We start from the raw sequence: 23,392 nt of genomic DNA, 5'->3' as shown, positions 1-23,392 counted from the left end.
AATAATGTGGACTTGGAATAGGGGAGCGCAATGGATGACAGCTTGAAATCGGTACTCGGGGAATTGTTCAAAGAGTATAAAGAGGTCGACTGGGTCTACTATTCCGACAAGAACGATCAGGTCCTGACGGAGAAGGGCCCCGTCAGCAAGCGGCGCGGCAGTACCGATATCACCATCTTCGCCTATAACAAGGAAATTTTCAACTACTCCACGGGCAGGAGCAGCCACCGGCATGAGGCCTTTGTCATCAACTATGCCTTTAAGGGGCGGTTTGCGGTCCGGATGGAGGAGCGTGAGTGCTTTCTTGAGCAGGGGGACATCTATATCATGCAGCCCGGCACCCCCCACACGGTCCTCTATGTGGACGATATCGACGACGCGGTGATGATCTCCATCTTCGTAAAGCCGGACCTGATGATGCGGACCCTGGTCCACCTTTTGCCCAAGGACGGCGGCATGATCGACTTTGTCCTCCGGCCCTTTTTTGAGGAGCAGAGCCGGCAGTTTGTCATCGTCAACTGCGATGAGGATCCCTGCATCAAGAACACCTTCAGGACCATGCTCATCGACTATGTAACCGACGAGGTGTGCGCGGAACAGCTGGTCCAGTGCTCACTGGTGCGGATTCTGGGCCTCATCGCCCGCAAGCGGTATCAGCTCCACGACAAGTCCGAGACCTACTCCGCCCCTCTCCGGCAGATGATTCAGTACATCGGCCAGAACTTCACGGATATCAGCCTGAAGGCGGTGGCGGAGCACTTCAGCTATAATGCAAACTACCTTTCCTCCCTTATCCGCAGGGAGACGGGGCAGACCTTCTCCGACCTGGTGCGCAACGCCCGGATGCACAATGCCTGCTTCCTCCTGCTCAACACAGACCAGTCCATCGACGAGATCGCCGAGTGCTCCGGCTTCGGGTATGCGGCGAACTTCTACCGCACATTTAAAACGCACTTCGGCGTCTCGCCCACCTCCTTCCGCAAGCACGCGCCCATTTTGCGCACATGCGAAGAGCGGCGCTGACGCCCGTGCACACGCTGCTGACTCAAAAAGAGCAGACGGTTCCGTCCAAAAGACGGAACCGTCTGCTCTTTTTTTCGGATGTGAGAAAATGCACTGTTATTAGTGGATTGGAGTTATTGTTACCGGGCCTGCCTCAGCGTAAAATCATAATTGAAAGTTGCACAAAACATATCCTGGATCGCTTTCGTTATTCATACTATTTGCATAATTGTCTTTAGGCGGAAGGTCCGCTGAAAGAATAAAAGGAAAGGAAGATCGATATGCAGTATGTCAATCTCGGTTCCTCCACCATGAAGGTGAGCAAGGTGGCGCTGGGCACCATGACCTTCGGCAAGATGAACACCGAGAAGGAGGCCTTCGCCATCATGGACCGGGCCCGGGAGCTGGGCATTACCTATTTCGACACGGCGAACAACTACGGCGGCGGGGTGGGCCTCCGCGGCCGGGTGGAGCAGATGATGAACCGCTGGTTCCGGGAAGGGGACAAGCGGCGAGAGAGCGTAATCCTCGCCTCCAAGTTTGGCCTAGAGGTGGAGGAGGAGGCCGACGGCGTGAACGACGCGATGGGCCTCTCAGCCTACAAGATGCGCCGTTCCCTGGAGCGCTCACTGAAGCGGCTGGGCACTGACCGCCTGGAGCTTTATACCATGCACCATGAGGACCGTCAGGCCAATTGGGACGAGATCTGGGGCGCCTACGAGAACCTGATTGCACAGGGGAAAATCTACTACGCGGGGAGCAGTAATTTTTCCGCCTGGGAGCTGTGCAGAGCCAAGTTTGAGGCTGAGAAGCGGCACTTCCTGGGCATGGTGGTGGAGCAGCACAAGTATAACCTCTTCTGCCGTCTCCCTGAACTGGAGATGTTCCCCGCCTCCAGGGCGCTGGGCGTCGGCATCTCGGCATATAATCCGCTCTGCGGCGGATACCTCACCGAAAACGCCCTGAATCCCAGGCCCGGCACCCGGGCCGCAGGCGACAATATCTACTCCAAAACCATGGGCGTCTATAACGAAGGACCCTACCGGGAGCAGCTTGTGAGGTTCGACAAGCTCTGTAAGGAGGCGGGCCTCCTCCAGTCCGACGTGGCGATGGCCTGGGTCTGCCATAATCCCTACGTCAACGTGGTAATCATCGGCCCCAGAACGGTGGAGCAGCTGGAACGGAGCGTCCGGGCGGCGGAGCTCAAGCTGGACGACGACTTCCTCCGCGCCCTGGACGAAATATTCCCCGGCCCCGGCGGTGAGGCGCCCAAGGCCTATATGCGCTTTTGAACTTAAAGAAATGAAAGGAGTGATACGATGGAACCTATTAAACCGAAGCAGTACCTGGATGACGAGCACGTTACCGACTTCCGAAGCGCTACCGAACACCGCGCCACCTGGATGTATCTTCTGGTGGACGAGGCCAGGAAACGGGGCCTGGACCCCGAATTTGCCCGGGACGCCATCTACCGCTGCGGATGCTTCCACAGGTCCCAGAAGCCCGAGACGGACAGCTTGAAGGACTACTGCGAGAGTGTCTTCCACCAGATCGGCCGAAAAGTATTCGAACAGGAGGTGGACATCACCGAGGATCAGGCCACCGTGGTGTTCCATTACTGCCCCCTGGTGGCTGCCTGGCAGAAGCAGACCGACGACCCGGAGTACATCAAGCTCCTGTGCGACATGGCGATGGACGGCGACCGCGGCATGTTCAGCGATCCCAGCCTGGAATTCCATCTGGACCAGACCATCGCGGGCGGCTGCGACAGCTGCATCGTCCGCGTCACACCGAAGAGGTAAAACCGCCCCGCATCCCCGTTTGCTTTCGACACAGGCAATTATGATTGGAGGAGTTACGGTGAAAAAGCTACTTGCAACGGTTCTTGCCCTTGCGCTCTGCCTCTCGCTTCCGGCGGGCTGCAGCCAGCCTGCTCAGCAGACCTCCCAGCCCTCCCAATCTCCCCGGACCTCCCAGGCCGCCGCCGAGGAACCCTATTATGTGGCCATTGTCGCCCCCTTTACCGGCGACAATGCAATGTACGGCGAATTTATCTACCATGGCGTCATGACCAAGGTCAATCAGGTCAACGAGGCCGGCGGCATCAACGGCCGCAAAATCGTGGTGGACCAGTATGACGACAAGGGCGACTCCACCGAGTCTGCCACCATCGCCCAGAAGATCTGCGATGAGAACAAGTATCTCTTTGTCTTCTCCAGCTTCGCCAGCGGCGCGTCCATCTCCAGCGGCGAGGTATACCGCAAGAACAATATGCTCCACTTCGTCCCCACCGCCAGCCACGCCAATTGCTCGGTGGCGGGCGGCACAAGCTGGGCCATGAGCCTCCAGGCAGACATTGAGTATTACCTTCTGGGCAAGGCCCTGGTAGAGGATCTGAGCGGAAAGAAGATCGCCCTCATCCACCTCAATGCCGACAATGGCTTTATCATCCGCGACGCGGTCGTCAAGGGCGTGGAGGAGGCCGGCGGCGAGGTGGTCATCTCCGAGAGCTATATTAACGGCCAGGTGCGCGACTTTACCTCCATTCTCACCAAGGTCAAGGCGGCCGACCCGGACGTAGTCTGCATGTGCGTACAGTACGCCGACACCTCCGCCATGCTGATTCAGCGGGCCCAGATTGGTTTTGACGACTCGGTCATCTGGTGCGTAAACAATGACAATTTTGTGGACACCTTCCTCACGTCCGCCGGCGAGGCCGCCGAGGGGGTTTACTGCGAAAGCATCTGGTCCTGCTTCAGCAGCGACGAGGATATCGTCAAATTCCGCGCGCGTTACAATGATATGTGGGACGGCGAGGAACCCTCCCCTTACTCTGTACAGCCCTATGAGGCCATGTGCATGATGGTGGACGCCCTGGAGCAGGGAATCGACACCACCCAGGGCCTCCAGGACTATATGACGGAGCTGGGCTACTGGGACGGCGAGACCATGGCCGGCGAGTTCGGCGAGAACCAGCGGCTGGTCCGGGACCGGGTGTATATGCACATCGTCAAGGACGGCGTGTTCGAGGCCGTCGAATAGCCCGTTCCGCCTGTAAGCGTATTGTTGAGCGCTATTTGTGGTGAATAGCGCTCAACAATTTTAGGAGGTGTGCTATGAACTATTTTATCCAGCTTTTGATTAACGGCCTCGCTCTGGGCAGCATTTATGCCCTCACCGCCATCGGCTACTCCATGGTCTACAGCATTCTGGAGCTGGTCAATTTTGCCCACGGATCGGTATATATGGCCGGCGCCTTCGGCTATTACATTCTGGTCGTCATGCTGGGCTGGCCCTGGTATATCTCCCTGGCTGCCATCCTGCTCTTTGTAGGACTGCTGGGCATCGGCTATGAGAAGGCCACCCTGCTGCCCCTGCGCAAAGCCAATCTGCCCAAGTTCACCGGGCTTATCAGCACTATGGGCGTGTCCATTATCCTGCAGAACGTCCTTTTTCTCTCCATGGGGTCCACCACCCACCTCTACCCCTCCTTTTTCGAGGGGGAGTTTTTCACCGTGGGCCCCTTTACCGTCACCTATATCCAGGTGCTCATTATCGTCCTGTCCGCCACGCTGCTGATCGCCCTGAGCCTCTTCATCAAGAAGACCAAGGTGGGCATCGCCATGCGGGCCGTGTCCCAGAATACCGACGCCTCGGAATGGATGGGCATCAACGTCAACCGCATCGTCTCACTCACCTTTTTCCTGGGCTCCGTCTTCGCTGCCCTCTCGGGTATTCTCTCCTGTATGAGCTTTAGGGGGGTGGACATCTCGGTGGGCGTGAAGATCGCCATCAAAGCCTTCGGCGCCACGGTCATCGGCGGCATCGGCAACCTCAGCGGCGCGGCTCTGGGTGCCTTCATCATCGCCGAGGCTGAGACCCTGACTGCGGGCTACGTCTCCTCCGACATGCGGGACTTGGTGGCCTTTGTCATACTGATTTTAATTCTCACCATCAAGCCGGACGGCCTGCTGGGCAAAAAAGTGCAGAAGAAGGTGTGACGAAATGAGTAGAGCGAAAAAGATTAAAAGCTCCCTTCTGCTTCTCCTGCTGGCGGTGTTCATCGTCATGCCCTTCCTGGGTATCTCCGAGTATGTGCTCCGGGTGCTGATCCTATGCTTCCTCTATTCCATCCTGGCGGGCAGTTTAAACCTGATCTCCGGCATCACCGGACAAGTCTCGATGGGCCACGCTGCCTTTTACGCCATCGGCGCGTACACCTCAGCCCTGCTCTCCATGCGCGCGGGGCTCCCGGTCTGGCTGGGCCTGCCCTGCGCGGCGTTGGTGGCGGGCGTGTTCGCACTCCTAATAGGGCACCCCTCCCTCAAGCTCACCGGCGGATATCTGGCGGTGGTCACTCTGGGCTTCTCCGAGGTGGTCCGTCTGCTGCTCATCAACATGATTGATCTTACCAACGGCAACATCGGCCTGAGCGGTATCCCCATGCCGGAGTTTTTCGGCGTGACGCTGAATACCAACTCCAGGTATTACCCCTACGCGCTCATCATCACCGTTCTGGCCCTGGTCCTGCTCAGCAATATTGAGCACAGTAAGTTCGGGCTGAAGCTCCGGGCGATTAAGAACGACGAGATTGCCGCCGAGGTGGCGGGCATCAACGTTCACCGCTCCAAGCTCATTGCCTTCACCATCGCCGGGATGTTCGCCGGGGTGGCGGGCGCGCTCTATGCCCACCTTATCATGTATATCGACCCCAACGTGTTCAATACCGACGTGTCCACCACCATTCTGGCCATGGTGGTGCTGGGCGGAATGGGAAACTTGTACGGCACGGTGATCGTGGCCTTTATACTGACCATCCTGCCGGAGGCGCTGCGCGGGTTTAATACTTACCGATTGCTGGTCTACGGTATTATCCTGGTGCTGGCCATGCTCTCCAAGGCCATTGACTTCACGCAGTTTCCCCTCTTCGTCAGGCTCAGCGGTTACAGGAAAAAGCTCAGGAAGAAGCTGGGCCTGGCGGGCCCGGCAGGCCGGGGGTGAGGGGAAGCTATGGACGATATTCTGACCGTAAACGGACTTTGTAAATCCTTTGGCGGCATTGCCGCCGTGCAGGACATCAGTATGCGCATCCCCCGCGGGAAAATCGTGAGCCTAATCGGTCCCAACGGCGCGGGGAAGACTTCCGTATTCAATCTGCTCACCGGATTTTATGAGAAGGACGCCGGAACCATCGGCTTTGAGGGCGCGCCGCTGGAGGGACTCAAGGCCTACGACTACGTGAAGCGGGGCATCGTCAGGACCTTCCAGAACGTTCGGCTCTACAGCGCAATGAGCGTCCTGGACAACGTGATGGTGGGCAATCAATACCGTATTCGCTACTCTCCACTGGATATTGTGTTCAATACCCGCAGGAAGCGCCGGGTGGAGGAAGAGAGCCGCACGGCGGCCCTGGCTCTGCTGGAGGAGCTGGGCCTGTCCCACCTGGCCTATGAGCGGTGCGACGCACTGTCCTACGGGCAGCAGAAGAAGCTGGAGATTGTCCGAGCCATGGCCAGCGCGCCCAAGCTCCTGCTGCTGGACGAGCCAGCCGCGGGCCTGAATCCCCTGGAGTCGGAGGAGCTGAGCGTCTTCGTGGCCCATCTGATTGACCGGGGCTTCACGATTCTGCTGATTGAGCACGACATCAGCCTTGTAATGAGCATCTCCGACTATGTCTATGTGATGGACCACGGCCGGATGCTCAGCGAGGGCATGCCCGAGCAGGTGCAGCGGGATCCGGCGGTGATAGAAGCCTATATCGGGAAGAGGGGGATGCAGGATGTTATTGCAGGTAAATCACCTTGACGCCTTCTATGGCAGGCTGCAGGCGCTGTGGGACGTCTCGGTGGAGGTGGAGCAGGGGGAGATCATCGCCCTGATCGGGAGCAACGGAGCGGGCAAGTCCACCTTCCTCAAGTCCATCGCCGGTTCCATCAAGCACACTTCGGGGGAAATCCTCTTCAACGACCGCGATATTCGCGGCGGCAAGCCCAGCAAAATTGTCGGCAGCGGCATCGTCATGTGTCCCGAGGGGCGTCAGGTGTTCCCAAGGCTGAGCGTCCGTGAGAATCTGCGGGCAGGCGGCTATCTGGCCGGCAAGGAGCAGGTGGAGGCGGGCTATGAGCGGGCCTATTCCCGCTTCCCAGTTTTGAAAGAACGGGCATCCCAGTACGCCGGCACCCTCTCAGGCGGCGAGCAGCAGATGCTGGCCATCGCCCGCGCTCTGATGGTGGCGCCCACCCTGCTCATGCTGGACGAGCCGTCCCTGGGTCTCTCGCCCCTGTTTACGGAAAAGATTTTCGAGATCATCGCCGATATTCAGAAGGAGGGCGTCACGATTATCCTGGTGGAGCAGAACGCGGTGATGGCCCTCTCCGTGGCCCACCGGGGCTACGTCATCCAGAACGGAAGGATTGTCTCCACCGATACCGGGGCCAATCTGCTGAAAAACGAGGATATCATCTCCCAGTACCTGGGCAGCCGGACCAAGCCGGCAGTCCGGTGAGCGCCGTATGGAACAGGAGGGTGCACAGATGGAACGACTGACTGCCGCCGACGCCCGCGAGCTGCTGCTGTACGTGGCGGACCGGGTGATCGAGAGCAAGCCCTATTTAACCGAGATGGACCGCGCCATTGGCGACGGCGACCACGGTATCGCTATGGCGCTGGGCATGGGAAAGGCCCGGGAGACGCTTCAGACCCTGGAGGGCGGCAGCGATGTATACCGCCTGTTCTGCGAGGCCGGAATGGCCATGATGATGTCCATGGGCGGCGCCTCCGGGGTAATTTTCGGCACGCTGTTCTCCGGGGGGGCCAAGGGGCGCAGTCCGAGCCCGGCCCTGGACTGCGCAGCCTTTACCGAACTGATGGCGGGCGGCCTGAGCGCCGTCCAACGGCGGGGCGGCGCCCATGTGGGCGACAAGACCATGGTGGATGCACTCCAGCCCGCAGTGGAGGCAATGGAGGCCTTTCCCGGCAATGATTTCTGCGGGCTGCTCGGCGCTGCGGAGAAGGCCGCGCGGGCCGGCGCGGAGTCCACCAGGAACCTTGTGGCCCGGTTTGGCCGGGCTAAGTCGCTGGGGGAGAGGGCCCTGGGTCATATGGATGCGGGGGCGGCCTCCACCCACATCATTTTCCGCGCCATGAGGGACTTCTGCGTCCGGCGCGGAGGTCAGGAGGATGGGAAATGACGAAAAAAATATTGAACAGCCCGGCAGCCTGCCCCTCCCAGATGCTGGACGGCTTTCTCGCCGCCCACGGCGGCACCTGCGAGCGGGTGCCCGGCGTATCCGGGCTGAGGGTGCGACAGGTCCGGGACAAGGTCGCCCTGGTCATCGGCGGCGGCAGCGGGCACGAGCCGATGTTCACCTTCTTTGTGGGCGACGGCCTTGCGGACGCGGCGGCGGCGGGCAACGTGTTCGCCTCCCCCGACCCCAACACCATTGTCCAGACGGCCCGCGCAGTAGACGCGGGGAAGGGCGTCCTCTTTGTCTACGGCAACTACTCCGGGGACAACCTGAACTTTGACATCGCCGCGGAGATGCTGGAGGAAATGGGCGTCCCCACCAGGACCGTCCGGGTCTGGGACGACGTGGCCTCCGCCCCTGCGCAGCGCATCAAGGACCGGCGGGGGATCGCCGGGGACCTGTTTGTCATAAAGATCGCCGGGGCGGCGACCGCCGCCGGACTCTCCCTGGACGAGGCCTGGCGGGTTGCCGCCAAGGCGCGGGACGGCGTCTTCAGCATCGGCGTGGGTCTGGCGGGTGCCGCTATCCCCGGCGAGAGCGAGCCGATCTTCACGCTGCCGGAGGGCGAGATCGAATTCGGGCTGGGGATTCACGGTGAGCCGGGCATCCGCCGTATGCCCCTGCCGGGCGCGGACGAGCTGACGGATCTGCTGGTGGATACCCTCTTCGCCGAGACCGGCGTATCAGCCGGGGACCGGGTGTGCACCTGTGTCAACGGGCTGGGCTCTACCACGCTGATGGAGCTCTACATAATGAACCGCCGCCTCCGGCAGCGGCTGGACTGCGCAGGTGTGGAAATCCACGATATGCAGGTGGGTTCCTATGTCACCAGTCAGGAGATGGCGGGCGCGTCCATCTCTCTGCTGAGGCTGGACGGCGAACTGGCCGGGTACTTCGACCGCCCGTGCAGTTCCCCGCACTACCGGCGATAGGGGGAAGAAGGATGCTGAATAATCTGCCCAGGGTCAGACTGGCCCTTGTTGCGGTGAGCCGCAACTGCTTTCCCAAGAGCCTCTCAGAGAACCGCCGCCGCCGGGTGGCGGAGGCCTACCGCGCCCGTTACGGGGAGCTCTATGAGCTCCGGACCGTCGTGGAGAACGAGGACGACATGCGCGCCGCCCTGGCTGAGCTCCGGGCGGCGGGGGCCAACGCCCTGGCCGTTTATCTCGGCAACTTCGGGCCCGAAACGCCTGAGACCCTGCTTGCCCAGGCGTTCGGCGGTCCGGTGATGTTCGCCGCCGCCGCAGAGGAGAGCGGGGAGGACTTGCTGGAGGGCCGGGGCGACGCCTACTGCGGTCTGCTCAACGCCAGCTATAACCTGAAGCTGAGAAGCGTCCGCGCCTATATCCCGGCGGCACCTGTGGGTGACGCCGGGGCGGTGGCGGAGATGATGGGTGAATTCCTGCCCATTGCCCGGGCTCTTCTGGGCGCGGCTGGACTGAAAATCATCACCTTTGGCCCGCGGCCCCAGGATTTTATGGCGTGTAATGCCCCGATTAAGCCCCTCTTCGGCCTGGGAACAGAGATTGAGGAGAACTCCGAGCTGGACCTCTATCAGGCGTTCCTGGCCCACGGGGGAGACCCCCGCATCCCCGGGGTGATGGAGGAGATGGCGGCGGAGCTGCTGCCGGGCGGCGCGCCGGAGGCCCCGCTGCTGGAGCGCTTCGCCCAGTATGAGCTCGCCCTCCTGGACTGGGCCGAGACACACAAAGGGGCTAAGGACTATGTTGTCTTCGCCAACAAGTGCTGGCCCGCCTACCAGCATTTCTTCGGCTTTGTGCCCTGCTATAACAACAGCCGTATGGCGGCACGGGGGATTCCCGTCTCCTGCGAGGCGGATGTCTACGGCGCGCTCAGCGAGTATCTGGGTATGTGCGTCAGCGGCGATATCGTCACCCTTCTCGATATCAATAATACCGTCCCCGCCGACCTCTACGCCTCGGAGATTGCCCCCCGCTACCCCTATTCCGCTACCGACGTCTTCATGGGCTTCCACTGTGGGAACACCTCGTCCGCCCGGCTGCGGAGGGGCCGCCTGGGCCACCATGTGATCATGTGCCGTACGGCCGGGATGGAGACCTCTATGGGCACGCTCAACGGGAATATTATTCCCGGCGGCGTGACCCTCTACCGACTCCAGGGCACCGCCGACTGCCGCCTGACTGCTTATGCGGCCCAGGGCGAAGTGCTGGATGTGGACTGCCGGTCCTTTGGCGGCATCGGCGTTTTTGCCGTACAGGATATGGGGCGGTTTTACCGGCATGTGCTCCTGGAGCGGGGCTTCCCGCACCACGCGGCGGTGGCCTTTGGGAGACACGGCGCGGCGATCTTCGAGGTCCTGCGACTGCTGGGCGCCGAAGAGGTCGGCTATAACCGCCCCTCCGGCTTGCCCTATCCCGGCGAAAATCCCTTCCGCTGAGACAGATAACAGGAGAATGATTGAGAGAACTATGTTGGATTTTAACCGTGTGAACGAAATTCTCGGCAGCGAGATGGTGTATGCCACCGGCTGCACCGAACCGGGGGCCATCGCCTATGCGGCATCGGCCGCCAAGGACCAGCTGGAGGGGCCTGCGGAGCGTCTCACAGTCCGTGCCAGCGGGAACGTCATCAAAAATGCGATGGCGGCGGGCATCCCCGGCACGCCCTATGTGGGCATCGAATACGCGGCTGCTGTCGGGGCCGTGGGCGGTCAAACGGCATTGAAGCTGAAAGCCATCAGCGCCGTCTCCGCGGAGCAGTACCGCAGGGCGGAGGAGCTTGTGTCCGGCGGGCGGGTGGCGGTCCTGACGGCCCATGCCGACGAGAAGCTCTATATTGAGGCCGAGGCCTACGACGGCCTGGGAAATATGGGCAGGGCGGTAATTGCGGGCAGCCATACCAATCTGACGCGGGTGGAGCGCAACGGCGCAGTGGTCCTCCTCGGCGGCGCCGGCGCGGCCGGCCCGGCCGTGACGCCGGAGGCCATCAGCCGGGAGTGGAGCGTCTGTGAAATCCTCCGCTTCGTGGACGAAATGGACCCCGAAACCCAGACGCCGGCAATAATCCGCCAGGCCATCTCGGTGAATACCGCCATCAGCGACCTGGGCCTGCGGCAGCGCTATGGTATGGGCGTCGGCCCGAGCATAGCCCGGGGGGTGGAGCGGGGCAGCGTGGGCAACGATCTGGCCTCACGGGCCTCCCTGAGGGCCGCCGCGGGGGTGGACGCCCGCATGGCGGGTGCCAACGCCGCGGTCATCACCAACTCAGGCAGCGGCAACCAGGGCATCACCGCCACCATGGGGGTTGTGGGCGCTGCAGAATATCTGGGCGCCGACCGGGCGGCCCTGGTGCGGGCGGTCACCTTCAGCAATATGATGGCAGTGTATATCCATGCTAAGTTCGGACGGCTGTCCGCCTTGTGCGGCGCCACCTGCGCAGGCATGGGGGTAGCCTGCGGCGTGGTCCGCCTCCTTGGCGGCGGCCTGGAGGAGGTGGAGTGCGCGCTGCAGACCATGATTGGCGACGTGACCGGCATGATCTGTGACGGCGGAAAGCCCAACTGCGCGGTCAAGGTGGCCACCTGTATCAACTCCGCCTGCAGGGCCGCCCTCCTGGGGATGGAACATATCCGGCCCGGCTCCAGGGAGGGGATTATTGAGCAGCAGGTGGAGCGCACCATCCAGAACTTCTGCACACTTGGAAACGAGGGTACCGCGGAGGTGGACAGAGTCATCCTCCGGATGATGACCGGGAAGCCCGGGCTCGCCCCGCTCCCTGTGTGAACTGCCGGGAAGAGAGGTAAAGCGACGATGTTCCGCAAAATAATAATTGGCTGCGACAATGCCGCCACAGGTTTGAAGGACGACCTTGCCGCCCATCTGGGGAGCATGGGCATTCCGGTGGAGGATGTGGGCTGTTTCTCCCCGGAGGACCCCATCGTCTATCCGCTCATTGCAAAGGAGGTGTGCCGGCGCATCATCGCCGGGGACTACCAGGACCGTGGCATTCTGGTCTGCGGCACCGGGCTGGGTATGTGCATGTGCGCCAATAAGTTCAAGGGTATCCGGGCCGCCGTCTGCCACGATATTTTCTCCACCGAGCGGTCCATTCTCAGCAACAACGGCAACGTGATGTGCCTGGGCGAGCGGGTCATTGGCCGGGAACTGGCAAAGAAGCTGGTCACCGCGTGGGTGTCCCTGGAGTTCCGGGACGGAGCCTCCACGCCCAAGGTCCAGGCCATCACCGCGCTTGAGTCCGCCAACATGAGGTAGCGCCATGGCAAAAATGTGCTGTCTCGGCTCCAATAATAAAATGACCATGACCATCCGCGAGACCGTCGATTACCTCCGGGCGCTGGATTTCCTCACCGCGCAGCTCCCACGGGAGTCGCTGCGCCTGTTCTTCATCCCGTCCTTCACCGCGCTCAGCGCGGCCTCGGCCTGCGCCGGCGGGATTGATCTGGGGGCGCAGAATATGTGCTGGGAGGAGCGCGGTCAGTTTACCGGCGAGGTTTCGCCCTTAATGCTCCGTGAGGTGGGGGTCTCCATTGTGGAGATAGGCCACTCCGAGCGCCGCCATATCTTTGGTGAGACCGACGAGATGGCAAATCGAAAGGTGCTCTGCGCCCTGTCTCACGGCTTCACGCCTCTCCTCTGCGTGGGAGAGACCGCCGAGCAGAGGGCATGCGGCATTGCGGACGAGATTTTGCGCATCCAGCTCATCCGGGGGCTGCGCGGCGTCAGCGCAGCGGACGCCGGCCGTCTGATGGTGGCCTACGAGCCGGTATGGGCCATCGGCGCGGGCGGAACGCCCGCAGCCCCGGACTATGCCGGGGAGAAGCACGCGGTTCTTCGACAAACCCTCTGCGCCCTGTTCGGACCCGCCGGCGCGGAAATTCCTCTGCTGTACGGTGGCAGCGTCAATTTGGAAAACTGCGGGCCGCTGGCCTTGCTGCCGGAGGTCGACGGGCTGTTTATCGGCCGGAGCGCCTGGGAGCCTGCGGGGTTTTACCGTATTATCCAAACGGTCCTGCCGATCTTTAAAATAAAGAACGGACCGTGCTGAAAAACGTACAGACAGTTAAAACAGCATCTCTGCTGCAACCCAAAAACAGTGCAGATAAAGTGCCCTGAAATTTACAATTTGAAATTCGCATAGAAAATTGCGCTGGGGTAAAGCTATGTTCGGATTCTCAATCCAACAAAAAAGTTTTAAGGAGATGCTAACTATGTCTAGTTCCAACAACTCTAACCAGCCTGTCGTCCCCAGCGCCCGCGAGGCTCTCAACAAGTTCAAGATGGAAGCTGCCGCCGAGGTGGGCGTGAACCTGAAGCAGGGCTACAACGGCGACCTGACCTCCCGTGAGGCCGGCAGCGTCGGCGGCCAGATGGTCAAGAAGATGATCGAGGCTTACGAGAACGGCATGAAGTAAAAAAGGCCTGGCCTTTTTACAATGAGCAGAGGCCCGGAGGGAGTTTTCCCTCCGGGCCTCTGTTTTATGAGCGCGTATCAAGAATTGACGGCGGCGGGGGCAGGCCCCCCGCCGCCGTGCTGACTGTGTCCCCCCGTTTAAACCGATGATTTTTCAAGCATCCTCTTTAAATCCTCAATGTCCTCCACCGGCTGTGCGCAGCTTCTGCCCCGGCAGAGGCAGTACCGCGCCCCGGCCTCCGGACAGGGGTAGTCCGTTGTGAAGGGGGCCAGGGCCGCCAGGGCGGCGGCGTTCTCCGGTGTCTTCACCAGCACCGTGAGGCCGGCCCGGGACTCCTCCCGCAGGAAGCGCCGCAGCTCCTCCGGGACCGCCCCCGCCGCGCAGACCAGCTCCGCCGAGGGCCAGAGCTCCTCCAGCAGCGTCAGCAGAGCGAAGCTGTGCCCCGCCGGGTAGTCCTCCGCCGCCCCGGCCAGCCAGCGGAGCTGGAGGTCCGCCGCTGTCCGCCAGCGGAGCTCCCCCGTGAGCCGGGCCAGCCTGGACAGCACCAGCGCCGCCACCGCGTTGCCCGAGGGCAGCGCGCCGTCGTAGGACTCCTTTTTCCGGGTGAGGAGCTGTTCGCCGTCGCTGGGATAGGGGTAGAAGCCGCCGTTCTCCCCATCGAAAAAGAAGTCCAGCAGCAGCCCGGCCAGCCGCGCGGCCTCGCCCAGGTATTCCATGCGGAAGGTGGCGGCGTAGAGCTCCAAAAGGCCCCAGGCGTAGAAGGCGTAGTCGTCCAGCTTGCCGGGAATGGCGGCGTGGCCCTCCCGCCATCGGGCCAGCAGGCGGCCGTCTCCGTCCGTCAGGCGCCCCGTCAGGAAGTCCGCGCAGTCCGCCGCCGCCTTCAGGTACTTATCCTCGTCCAGCACAAGCCCCGCCCGGGCCAGGGCGGCCAGCATCAGGCCGTTCCAGGCGGTGAGCACCTTGTCGTCCCGGTGGAGGGCGGTCCGCTCCAGCCGGTAGGCGTACACCCGCTCCCGCAGGGCCAGAACCTCCTCGGGCGGATGCTCCACGTCGGGGCGGCCGATCAGGTTGGGGATGCTCTTGCCCTCAAAATTGCCGCCCCGGGTGATGCCGTACCAGCCGCAGAACACGCCGCCCTCCTTCGGGCCCAGCACCCGCTCCAGCTCCCCGGGAGTGAAGACGTAGTACCTGCCCTCCACACCCTCGCTGTCCGCGTCCTGCCCGCAGCAAAAGCCGCCGTCCGGCGCGGAGAGCTCCCGCAGAACATAGTCCAGGGTGCGGCGGACGATTTTGGAATAGACCTCCCGCCCGCCGCCCTGGTACGCCTCGGTGTAGGCCAGGGCCAGCAGGGCGTTGTCGTAGAGCATCTTTTCAAAGTGGGGGGCCAGCCAGTGGTCGTCGGTGGAGTACCGGGAGAAGCCGCCGCCCACGTGGTCGTAGAGCCCGCCCCGGTACATGGCGTCCAGCGTCTTCTCCGCCATCTCCCGGCAGTGGCTGTCCCCGGTGAGCCCTGCGTAGCGCAGGAGGAACACCAGATTGTGGGGCATGGGGAATTTGGGCGCCTTCCCGAAGCCGCCCCACCGCTTGTCGAAGGACTGGGCGAAGAGGGCCGCGCCCCGCGCCGCCAGGTCCCGTGAGGGCGCGCCGGGCCTGCTTTCCTCCTCCCGCCGCAGGTGCTCGGTCAGCTCGTCCCCCGCCGCCAGCAGTCCCGCCCGGTCGCTGCGCCAGAGGCCGGCCGCCTGGGAGAGAAGGGACATGAGCTGCGCCCTGGGCAGATAAGTCCCGGCCCAGAAGGGCCGCTGGCCGGGTGTGAGGAGGACCGTGAGGGGCCAGCCGCCGCTGCCGTTCATGGCCACGCAGGCGGCCATGTAGACCGCGTCCACGTCGGGCCGCTCCTCCCGGTCCACCTTTATAGAAATAAAGTCCCGGTTCAGGGCCTCCGCCACCGCCGCGTCCTCAAAGGACTCGTGGGCCATAACGTGGCACCAGTGGCAGGTGGAGTACCCCACGCTGAGGAAGACGGGCTTGTCCAATGCGGCGGCCCGCTCAAAGGCCTCGGTCCCCCAGGGGTACCAGTCCACAGGGTTTTCCGCGTGCTGCAAGAGGTAGGGGGATTTCTCCCCGCTCAGTCTGTTCGGCATGAATGGCTCCTTTCGGCCGCGTACTCAAAGCTGGAGCGGCTGTCCGTGTGGTCGAAGAGGAGGCGGTCCCCCTCCCAAAAACGGTAGCGCACCACGGCGCTGAGGCTCTCGTGGATGGTGCAGGACATATCCCCCAGCACAGGGGCCTTCAGCGGCCGGCTCCGCTCCTCCAGAAGCTCCACCGCCAGGCGGTATTTCCCTTGGGCAATCAGCGCGCCGCCCCCGGACCAGCGCACAGCCCGCGCCCCCAGGTAGGTGGCCAGGCGGTACTCCCGCCCGCCGTAGAGCACCGCGCAGATGCACCCGGTAAAATTCAGCGGTCCCAGTGGGATGTCCGCCACGGAGAGCATCAGGCTGCTGCTCCGCTCCTCCTTCCAGGCGCACTGGGTCCAGAGGTAGCGCCTGGGAAAGGAGCGGCCCCGGTCGGTCTCAATGTACCCTGTCCCGCCGGTAAAGTCAATGCTCCGCCCGTTGAGGGTCAGCGCTCCCTCCAGCCGGTGGCCCATGCTCACCACGCCGTGGCGGCACTCCATGCCCGGCGTGAGGCGGAAGGGCCCCATGATGTCCGACTTGAGGGGCGTAAACGGCCCGTACCGCAGGTCGCCCCGGAGAGAGAGGCCCTTTGCCTCCAGATCGAGCCACAGCCCCCTGCGGCTCATGAGGTTCCCGTCCAGCCATATTTGAAAGAGCCCCTCCGCGGCCTGCAGCGCCTCTGCGGAGTAGGGCAGCCACCAGGCCCCCGTGTCGGAGACCACCTGGAGGGAGGCCGTCCTCGTCCCGTCCGCGCCGATGTGGAGCGCGGGAATCAGGGCCAGCAGCGCGCCGTCCGGGGTCTGGTGCTTGAAATACCAGCCCTCGAAATAGGGACCCCGCCGCCCGGCCCCGTGATAATACTTCATGTCAATTCACCCCCATGGTAAGTTTTGCCCGCCGCAGGTGCTTTAGTCATCTTTTCCGGAAAAGCGGCAAAGAATTTGCAGCATGGGCAGGGACGCGGCAAGCCGCGTCCCTGCTTCCCGTCCATATTGAACCCCCTACCACATTTCGCTTTGTCCCCGCCCCCGATTTGTGCTATAATATCCCCTCAGCGGCCTCATTCCGGCCGTACATGCAAAAAAATCAGTTACCACAGGAAGTGTATAGCGATGAACGAAAAAGAAGTTGGAGAGCTCCGCCGCCGTTTCCGGCCGGAGAAAAACGGCATCACCCACATCCGGGGCTGCTATGTCAACGAGAACCGGGAGATTGTCTCCCAGTTCAACCAGCCCCTGGGACTGATGAACCAGGAGGAGTCCGAGATGATCCTCGGCATCATCCGCCGCACCCTGTCGGGCACCCTGGGCAAGAACCTGATGGACATTGAGTTTGCCACGCAGCAGGTGGTGGACGGGGAGGAGCACAAGCTCCTCATGACCCTGAAAAACTCCTCCCTGGGGGACGAGGAGGCTGTACAGGCCTTCTTCCGAAGGGTCATCGACTCGGTGGATGTGGAGGGAAACTACCTCGTCCTCCTGGCCCGGGACTCCTACGACGTGCCGTACCGCTCCAGGGACGGCGAGAAGCAGGACGACGCCTCCAGCGAGGTCTATACCTACATTCTCTGCTCCGTCTGCCCCGTAAAGCTCACCCGGCCCGCACTGAGCTACTATGTCCACCAGAACGAGTTTCACAACCTGAAGGCCGACTGGGTGGTGTCCGCCCCCGAGCTGGGCTTTCTCTTCCCCGCCTTTGACGAGCGCAGCGCCAACCTCTACGGGGCCCTCTACTACTCCCGGGACATCACCGAGAGCCACGAGGCCTTCGTGGACGCCGTGTTTCACACCGCGCCGCCCATGCCCGCCGCGGCCCAGAAGGAGACCTTCCAGAACATCCTCCAGGGCGCCCTGGCCGAGGACTGCCGGTACGAGGTGGTCCAGGCCGTCCAGGACCAGTTCTGCGCACTTATCGAAGAGCACAGGGAGAGCAAGGAGGCCGAGCCTCTCAAGGTATCCAAGGGCGCGGTGAAGTGCGTATTAAAGTCCTGCGGCGTATCCGAGTCCCACCTGGAGAGCTTCGACGCCAAGTACGACGACGAGTTCGGCGCGGACGCGGGCCTCAGTCCCCGCAACCTGGTGGATACCAAGCAGCTGGAGGTCCGCACTCCCGACGTGACCATCCGCGTCAACCCGGAGCGCAGCGACCTGGTGGAGACCCGCACCATCGACGGAGCAAGGTACATCCTCATCCGCGCGGACGAGGGCGTGGAGGTCAACGGTGTGAATATCCTGATCTGACCCGCGCCGGTGGAAGGTTCACTCCGGTCCCCCCTTTACATAAGACAGAAAGGAAGATGCCCCATGTCTATCCCGAACGGGCAGGCTCAGATGGAGCAGTCGATCAGAGACTCCCTGGCGGAGCTGGAGCGCCGCCAGGACACCATCAGCGGCATGATGGCCCTGCACTTTGAAGAATACGACGAGGCGGGGCCCAGCCTCACGTTCTCCCTCGTTCCGGCGCCCTGGATGAGCAACCCCATGGGGGTCATGCACGGCGGTATTGTCTCCAGCGCCCTGGACAGCACCATGGGTGCGCTCTCCTTCTGCCAGGTGGGAGAGGGGAGCCGCACCCCCACCGTGACCATGAGTGTCACCTTCCTGCGCCCGGTGCCCCTGGACAAGAAGATTTATCTGCGCGCCAAGTGCTCCTCCTCCGGGCGCACCCTGAACAATCTGACGGCGGAGCTCTGGGCCGAGGGCGCGCCCGACCGCCTCCTCGCCACCGCATGCGGGACCTATTTCCGGGCGTCGTCGGGGCAAAGTCCGCTCCACTAGGAACGCCCGGCGGGGGAGGGCATTCCTGCGCTGCGCTTCCCTGCCCCTCCTCTCCCCCCGGAGTCCCATGGGACTCCGGGGGCCCCCTGTGGCAAAGTCCGCTCCGTTAGGAACGCCGAGCTCCGTCCCGCCCCTGTCTCTTCCCCCCATCCCCCCGGCACAGCCGGGGGGATTTTTGTGCGGAACGCCGATTTCGAAAAAAGACCTTTACATCTGTGATTTAGTGTGGTAGTATACTAAAGTATTGCGGCGGATAAGCCGCATCAGGATGCTTTTTTAGGAGGATATATTGTATGAAGTTCAAGAAATGGCTCGCGCTCGCCCTGGCGCTGACCCTGACCGCCTCTCTCGCCGCCTGCTCCAAGGCCCCCTCCGGCGGGGACGCCTCTCCGTCTCCCAGCGGCTCGGCCTCCGCCGAGAGCGACCTGGCCTATATTCAGGATAAGGGCACCCTCGTGGTCGCCATCACCGACTTCGCCCCCATGGACTACCAGGACGCGAACGGCGAGTGGATCGGCTTCGACGCGGACATGGCCCGCGCCGTGGCGGAAAAGCTGGGCGTAGAGGCCCAGTTCCAGGTCATCGAGTGGGACAGCAAGCTCCTGGAGCTCAACTCCAAGAAGATAGACTGTGCCTGGAACGGGATGACACTCACCAACGAGGTCCTCAGCTCCATGGAGTGCACCAACGCCTACGCCACCAACGGCCAGGTGGTGGTGATGAACAAGGACGCCCTGGATCGGTATGCCGATGAGGGGAGCCTCAAGGACCTCTCCTTCGCGGTGGAGTCCGGCTCCGCCGGCGAGGAGACCGCCGCCGACAAGGGCTTCAAGGCCAACCCCGTCTCCAGCCAGGCCGACGCCCTGATGGAGGTGGCCGCCGGCACGTCCGACGCCTGCATCATCGATCTGCTGATGGCCACCGCAATGACGGGGGAGGGCACCGGCTATCCCGATCTGGCGTACGGTCTCCAGCTTACCACGGAGGAATACGGCATCGGCTTCCGCAAGGGCTCCGACGCGGCCGCCAAGGTCAACGAGGCACTCAAGGAGCTCTATGACGACGGCACCATGCAGTCCCTGGCCGAGACCTACGGCATCGCGGGCGCCATCATCGCCCAGTAAGCAAATCAAACCGAAGGCAGAGGACGGCACGTCCTCTGCCTTCGCCCGGTCATCAACCTATGTAAAAGCGAGGGACGAGCCATGTTTTGGACGGTGACGCAGTCGCTGCTGAAAGGGTTTGGCGTTTCTGTCGAACTATTCATACTGACCTTGATCTTTGCCCTGCCCCTGGGCCTGGTGGTGGCCTTCGGCTCCATGAACAAGTGGAAGCCCCTGGCCTTTCTCGGCCGGGGCGGCGCGCCCGGGCGCATCCGCAGGGCGCTGGCCGGCTTCCGCCCCATCAGCGCCCTGGTGGAGATTGTTGTCTGGGTAATCCGCGGCACGCCGCTGATGCTCCAGCTCATTATCATTTTCTACTGCCCCGGCCTTATCCTGGGGCACGACCCCTGGGGCGGGTCCGAGGCCAGCCGTATGACTGCCGCCGTGGTGGCCTTCGTCATCAACTATGCCTGCTATTTCTCCGTCATCTACCGGGGCGGAATCGAGAGCGTGCCCGTCGGCCAGCAGGAGGCCGGGCAGGTTCTGGGGCTGACAAGGGGCCAGATTTTTCGTAAAATCACCCTGCTCCAGGTCATTAAGCGCATCGTGCCCCCCATGTCCAACGAGATCATCACCCTGGTGAAGGACACCTCCCTGGCCCGGATTATCACCGTCATTGAGCTCACCTTCGCCGGACAGGCGTTCCTGAAGAGCGCGGGCATCTGGTGGCCCCTGCTCTACACCGGCGCGTTCTATCTGGTCTTCGTGGGGCTTTTGACCCTGATTTTCGGCTACATAGAGCGCAGGCTCAGCTACTTCAGATAGGGGGCGGCACAATGGCGATTTTGGAAGTGCGCAATATCGGCAAATCCTTCGGTTCTACCGAGGTGCTGAAAAACATCAGCTTCTCCCTGGAGGAGGGCCGGGCCATGGCCATCATCGGCTCCTCCGGCAGCGGCAAGACCACACTCCTGCGCTGTCTCAACTTTCTGGAGACCCCGGACGCGGGGACCATCTCGGTTCGGGGGGAGACCCTCTTCGACGCCGCCGACCCCGCCACGGCGCGGGAGTCGGAGATCCGGAAGAAGCGGCTCCATTTCGGGCTGGTCTTCCAGTCCTTCAACCTCTTCCCCCAGTATACCGCCCTCAAGAACGTGACCCTAGCAAGCGAGCTGCTGGCAAGGGAGCGCAGCGACTACAAGCACAGCGTCAGGACCATCGCAAAGGAGCTGGAGGAGAACGCCATGGCCCTCCTGGACCAGATGGGCCTTGCGGCCAAGGCGGGGCTGTACCCCCATCAGCTCTCCGGCGGACAGCAGCAGCGCGTGGCCATCGCCCGGGCCCTGGCCCTCAAGCCCGATGTGCTGTGCTTCGACGAGCCCACCTCCGCCCTGGACCCGGAGCTCACCGGCGAGGTCCTGCGGGTGATCCGAGGTCTGGCCGAGCAGAAGACCACCATGGTCATCGTCACCCATGAGATGGCCTTCGCCCGCGATGTGGCCGACACCGTGGTTTTTATGGACGGAGGGCTGGTGGTGGAGCAGGGCCGTCCCGAGGACGTGATAACAAACCCGAAGGAGGAGCGGACCCGCCGGTTCCTCGCCCGCTTCACCCAGGAATAGGACAAAGGGACGCCGGATGCGGCCGCATCCGGCGTCCCTTTCCGCTCCCCTTGCCCCATTCCGGCTGCCAATGTCAAATTTTCCCGCTCTTTTCCATCTCCACGTTGTAAACTCCCCAAAAATCAGATATAATAACCATTTAGAAGTTATCATGAAAAAAGGAGACCTTTTGAATGTCAAATATCTGGCATGACATCAGCCCGAAGCGCATCGCGCCGGAGGACTTTATCGCTGTCATTGAGATCCCCCAGGGCAGCAAGAAGAAATACGAGCTGGACAAGGAGACCGGCCTCATCATCCTGGACCGGGTGCTCCACACCTCCACCCACTATCCCGCCAATTACGGCTTCATCCCCCGGACCTACGGCGACGACGGCGACCCCCTGGACGTGCTGGTGCTCTGCAGCGAGTCCATGGACCCTCTGACCCTGGTGCGGGTCTACCCGATTGGGTATATCTCCATGCTGGACGACGGGAAGAACGACGAGAAGATTATCGCCATCCCCTTCTCCGACCCGGCCTATAATACCTATAGAGATATTTCCGAGCTGCCCGCCCATATCTTTGACGAAATGGCCCATTTCTTCGCGGTCTACAAGGCCCTGGAGGGCAAGGAGACGGTGGCCGGCGACGTAAACGGGCGGGAGGCGGCCAAGGCGGTCATCCGCAAGGCCATGGACCACTATACCGACACCTTCCTGGGCAATACCGAGCCCACCGACGGCCGCTTCAACCGCTTCGGCGGCTCCAGCCGCTGATGGGGCCGGACCGCCCGGCCCCCGGGATTTTAAGCGAAACTTAATACTTTCTTCGTTTCTTTCGGAGCGCGAAACTGGTACAATAAACCACATCAAGACAACACGACAACGAGAGGTGTGAGCCAATGAGTCAGAAGTACGACTGCCTGGTCATCGGCGCGGGCTTCGCCGGCGCGGTCTGCGCCCGTGAGCTGGCCGAGCGGGGCGGAAAGCGGGTGCTGGTGCTGGAGCGGCGCGGCCATATCGGCGGCAATGCCTACGATAAGCTGGATGAGGCCGGCGTGCTTATCCACCAGTACGGCCCCCATATCTTCCATACCAACAATGCCCGCGCCTATGAATATCTCTCCCGCTTTACCGGCTGGCGGGACTATCAGCACCGGGTGGTGGCCAATGTCCGCGGCGCGCTGATGCCCGTGCCCTTTAACCTCACCTCTCTGGAGCTGGCCTACGGCAGCGAGAAGGCGGCACGCCTGGAGAAAAAGCTCATTGAGACCTACGGCGCTGAAAAAAAGGTCACCATTCTGGAGCTGCGCAGAAACGACGACCCGGAGATCAAGGCCCTGGCCGACTACGTGTATGAGAACGTCTTCGTCCACTACACCATGAAGCAGTGGGGCCAGACCCCCGAGGAGATCGACCCCAACACGACCGCCCGGGTGCCGGTCTTCCTCTCCCGGGACGACCGCTACTTCCAGGACGCCTACCAGGGCATCCCGGCCCTGGGGTATACCGCCGTCTTCGAGCATATGCTGGACCACCCCAATATCACCGTGGAGCTGGACTCGGACGCGGCGGACCGCCTGTGTCTGGACGGCGGCCGGGTCCGGCTGGACGGGACGCCCTTTGAAGGGACCGTCATCTATACCGGCGCGGTGGACGAGCTGTTCGGCTGCTGCTTCGGCCGCCTGCCCTACCGCACCCTGGACTTCCGCTTCGAGACCCACGGCGTGGAGTGGTACCAGACCCACGGCACGGTGAACTATACCGTCAGCGAGGATTTTACCCGCATCACCGAGTTCAAGTACTTCTCCGGCCAGGAGATTCCAAACGCCACCACCATCGTCAAGGAGTACTCCCGCGCCTACACCGGAAAAAACGGGGAGATCCCCTACTATGCCATCATAAGCCCCGAAAACAACGCCCTCTACCAGCAGTACAAGGCCCTGGGGGACGCTGTGCCCGGCTTCCATTTGCTGGGCCGTCTGGCCGAGTATAAGTACTACAATATGGACGCCATTGTGGTGCGTGCCCTGGAGCTGGCCGACCGGCTGCTCGCAACAGAAACGCTCTAAG

Annotated in this window: 24 protein-coding genes; 22 read left to right on the top strand and 2 right to left on the bottom strand. The window is 62.3% G+C overall.

Features of this window, described 5'->3' with window-relative positions:
- Positions 1-30 precede the first annotated feature (30 nt).
- The 15 genes from H8S62_RS01475 (at position 31) to H8S62_RS01405 (ending at position 13,662) form a co-directional block, all read left to right on the top strand.
- Positions 31-1,023, top strand: a complete 993-nt coding sequence (locus tag H8S62_RS01475) for a helix-turn-helix transcriptional regulator (protein ID WP_155144986.1) — start codon at positions 31-33, stop codon at positions 1,021-1,023.
- Between the two features lie 260 nt (positions 1,024-1,283).
- Complete coding sequence (locus H8S62_RS01470; protein ID WP_155144988.1) at positions 1,284-2,294, top strand: aldo/keto reductase; 1,011 nt, start codon at positions 1,284-1,286, stop codon at positions 2,292-2,294.
- A 27-nt stretch (positions 2,295-2,321) separates the two neighbouring features.
- A complete protein-coding gene (locus H8S62_RS01465; RefSeq protein ID WP_155144989.1) occupies positions 2,322-2,804 on the top strand; it encodes an L-2-amino-thiazoline-4-carboxylic acid hydrolase in 483 nt (160 codons plus the stop codon).
- Positions 2,805-2,862: 58 nt separating this feature from the next.
- Positions 2,863-4,044, top strand: a complete 1,182-nt coding sequence (locus H8S62_RS01460) for an ABC transporter substrate-binding protein (protein ID WP_173023424.1) — start codon at positions 2,863-2,865, stop codon at positions 4,042-4,044.
- A 74-nt stretch (positions 4,045-4,118) separates the two neighbouring features.
- The gene (locus H8S62_RS01455; RefSeq protein ID WP_155144993.1) at positions 4,119-5,003 is read left to right on the top strand and encodes a branched-chain amino acid ABC transporter permease; all 885 of its coding nucleotides are present in this window, start codon (positions 4,119-4,121) and stop codon (positions 5,001-5,003) included.
- Positions 5,004-5,007: 4 nt separating this feature from the next.
- Complete coding sequence (locus H8S62_RS01450) at positions 5,008-6,003, top strand: branched-chain amino acid ABC transporter permease (protein ID WP_155144995.1); 996 nt, start codon at positions 5,008-5,010, stop codon at positions 6,001-6,003.
- A 9-nt stretch (positions 6,004-6,012) separates the two neighbouring features.
- A complete protein-coding gene (locus H8S62_RS01445; RefSeq protein WP_155144997.1) occupies positions 6,013-6,807 on the top strand; it encodes an ABC transporter ATP-binding protein in 795 nt (264 codons plus the stop codon).
- Complete coding sequence (locus H8S62_RS01440; RefSeq protein WP_155144999.1) at positions 6,782-7,507, top strand: ABC transporter ATP-binding protein; 726 nt, start codon at positions 6,782-6,784, stop codon at positions 7,505-7,507. Before H8S62_RS01445 ends, H8S62_RS01440 begins: the two co-directional genes overlap by 26 nt.
- A 28-nt stretch (positions 7,508-7,535) precedes the next feature.
- The gene (gene dhaL / locus H8S62_RS01435; protein WP_155145001.1) at positions 7,536-8,192 is read left to right on the top strand and encodes a dihydroxyacetone kinase subunit DhaL; all 657 of its coding nucleotides are present in this window, start codon (positions 7,536-7,538) and stop codon (positions 8,190-8,192) included.
- On the top strand, positions 8,189-9,181 hold the full coding sequence (locus tag H8S62_RS01430; RefSeq protein ID WP_155145003.1) for a dihydroxyacetone kinase subunit DhaK: 993 nt from the start codon (positions 8,189-8,191) through the stop codon (positions 9,179-9,181). The genes dhaL and H8S62_RS01430 overlap by 4 nt, the downstream gene beginning before the upstream one ends.
- A gap of 14 nt (positions 9,182-9,195) precedes the next feature.
- Complete coding sequence (locus H8S62_RS01425) at positions 9,196-10,668, top strand: L-fucose/L-arabinose isomerase family protein (protein WP_155145531.1); 1,473 nt, start codon at positions 9,196-9,198, stop codon at positions 10,666-10,668.
- Between the two features lie 49 nt (positions 10,669-10,717).
- A complete protein-coding gene (locus H8S62_RS01420) occupies positions 10,718-12,013 on the top strand; it encodes an L-cysteine desulfidase family protein (protein ID WP_341480997.1) in 1,296 nt (431 codons plus the stop codon).
- A gap of 27 nt (positions 12,014-12,040) precedes the next feature.
- Positions 12,041-12,502 (top strand): ribose 5-phosphate isomerase B, encoded by a 462-nt coding sequence (rpiB, locus tag H8S62_RS01415; protein WP_155145007.1) that lies wholly within the window; start codon positions 12,041-12,043, stop codon positions 12,500-12,502.
- A gap of 4 nt (positions 12,503-12,506) precedes the next feature.
- On the top strand, positions 12,507-13,295 hold the full coding sequence (locus tag H8S62_RS01410; RefSeq protein ID WP_186918258.1) for a triose-phosphate isomerase family protein: 789 nt from the start codon (positions 12,507-12,509) through the stop codon (positions 13,293-13,295).
- A gap of 163 nt (positions 13,296-13,458) precedes the next feature.
- Entirely contained in the window at positions 13,459-13,662 is a 204-nt protein-coding gene (locus H8S62_RS01405; protein ID WP_155145011.1) for an alpha/beta-type small acid-soluble spore protein, read from the top strand.
- A 137-nt stretch (positions 13,663-13,799) separates the two neighbouring features.
- Here H8S62_RS01405 and H8S62_RS01400 read toward each other — a convergent pair whose 3' ends face one another.
- Both H8S62_RS01400 and H8S62_RS01395 read right to left on the bottom strand, forming a co-directional pair.
- Positions 13,800-15,803 carry a thioredoxin domain-containing protein gene (locus H8S62_RS01400; RefSeq protein WP_186918257.1) on the bottom strand — a complete coding sequence of 668 codons (2,004 nt, stop codon included), beginning with the start codon at positions 15,801-15,803 and terminating at the stop codon, positions 13,800-13,802.
- On the bottom strand, positions 15,788-16,702 hold the full coding sequence (locus H8S62_RS01395; RefSeq protein ID WP_186918256.1) for a hypothetical protein: 915 nt from the start codon (positions 16,700-16,702) through the stop codon (positions 15,788-15,790). The genes H8S62_RS01400 and H8S62_RS01395 overlap by 16 nt, the downstream gene beginning before the upstream one ends.
- A gap of 246 nt (positions 16,703-16,948) precedes the next feature.
- Between H8S62_RS01395 and H8S62_RS01390 the strand changes: the two genes are divergently transcribed.
- The 7 genes from H8S62_RS01390 (at position 16,949) to glf (ending at position 23,391) form a co-directional block, all read left to right on the top strand.
- Complete coding sequence (locus H8S62_RS01390; RefSeq protein WP_186918255.1) at positions 16,949-18,076, top strand: DUF4317 domain-containing protein; 1,128 nt, start codon at positions 16,949-16,951, stop codon at positions 18,074-18,076.
- Between the two features lie 63 nt (positions 18,077-18,139).
- Complete coding sequence (locus H8S62_RS01385; protein ID WP_186918254.1) at positions 18,140-18,613, top strand: PaaI family thioesterase; 474 nt, start codon at positions 18,140-18,142, stop codon at positions 18,611-18,613.
- 293 nt (positions 18,614-18,906) lie between these two features.
- Complete coding sequence (locus H8S62_RS01380; RefSeq protein ID WP_186918253.1) at positions 18,907-19,737, top strand: transporter substrate-binding domain-containing protein; 831 nt, start codon at positions 18,907-18,909, stop codon at positions 19,735-19,737.
- Positions 19,738-19,818: 81 nt separating this feature from the next.
- Positions 19,819-20,541, top strand: a complete 723-nt coding sequence (locus H8S62_RS01375; RefSeq protein WP_155145022.1) for an amino acid ABC transporter permease — start codon at positions 19,819-19,821, stop codon at positions 20,539-20,541.
- 11 nt (positions 20,542-20,552) lie between these two features.
- Positions 20,553-21,338: an amino acid ABC transporter ATP-binding protein gene (locus H8S62_RS01370; RefSeq protein WP_186918252.1), complete on the top strand. Its 786-nt coding sequence runs from the start codon at positions 20,553-20,555 to the stop codon at positions 21,336-21,338.
- A 173-nt stretch (positions 21,339-21,511) separates the two neighbouring features.
- Positions 21,512-22,096, top strand: coding sequence for an inorganic diphosphatase (locus H8S62_RS01365; RefSeq protein WP_155145026.1), 585 nt, complete (start codon positions 21,512-21,514; stop codon positions 22,094-22,096).
- Positions 22,097-22,221: 125 nt separating this feature from the next.
- Positions 22,222-23,391: a UDP-galactopyranose mutase gene (glf, locus tag H8S62_RS01360; RefSeq protein WP_155145027.1), complete on the top strand. Its 1,170-nt coding sequence runs from the start codon at positions 22,222-22,224 to the stop codon at positions 23,389-23,391.
- Position 23,392 lies beyond the last annotated feature (1 nt).

This window comes from Lawsonibacter faecis, from assembly GCF_014287675.1.
GTDB lineage: Bacteria > Bacillota > Clostridia > Oscillospirales > Oscillospiraceae > Pseudoflavonifractor > Pseudoflavonifractor faecis.
Note: the sequence above shows the minus strand (reverse complement) of the source record. Positions and strands in the feature narration are given on the sequence as shown.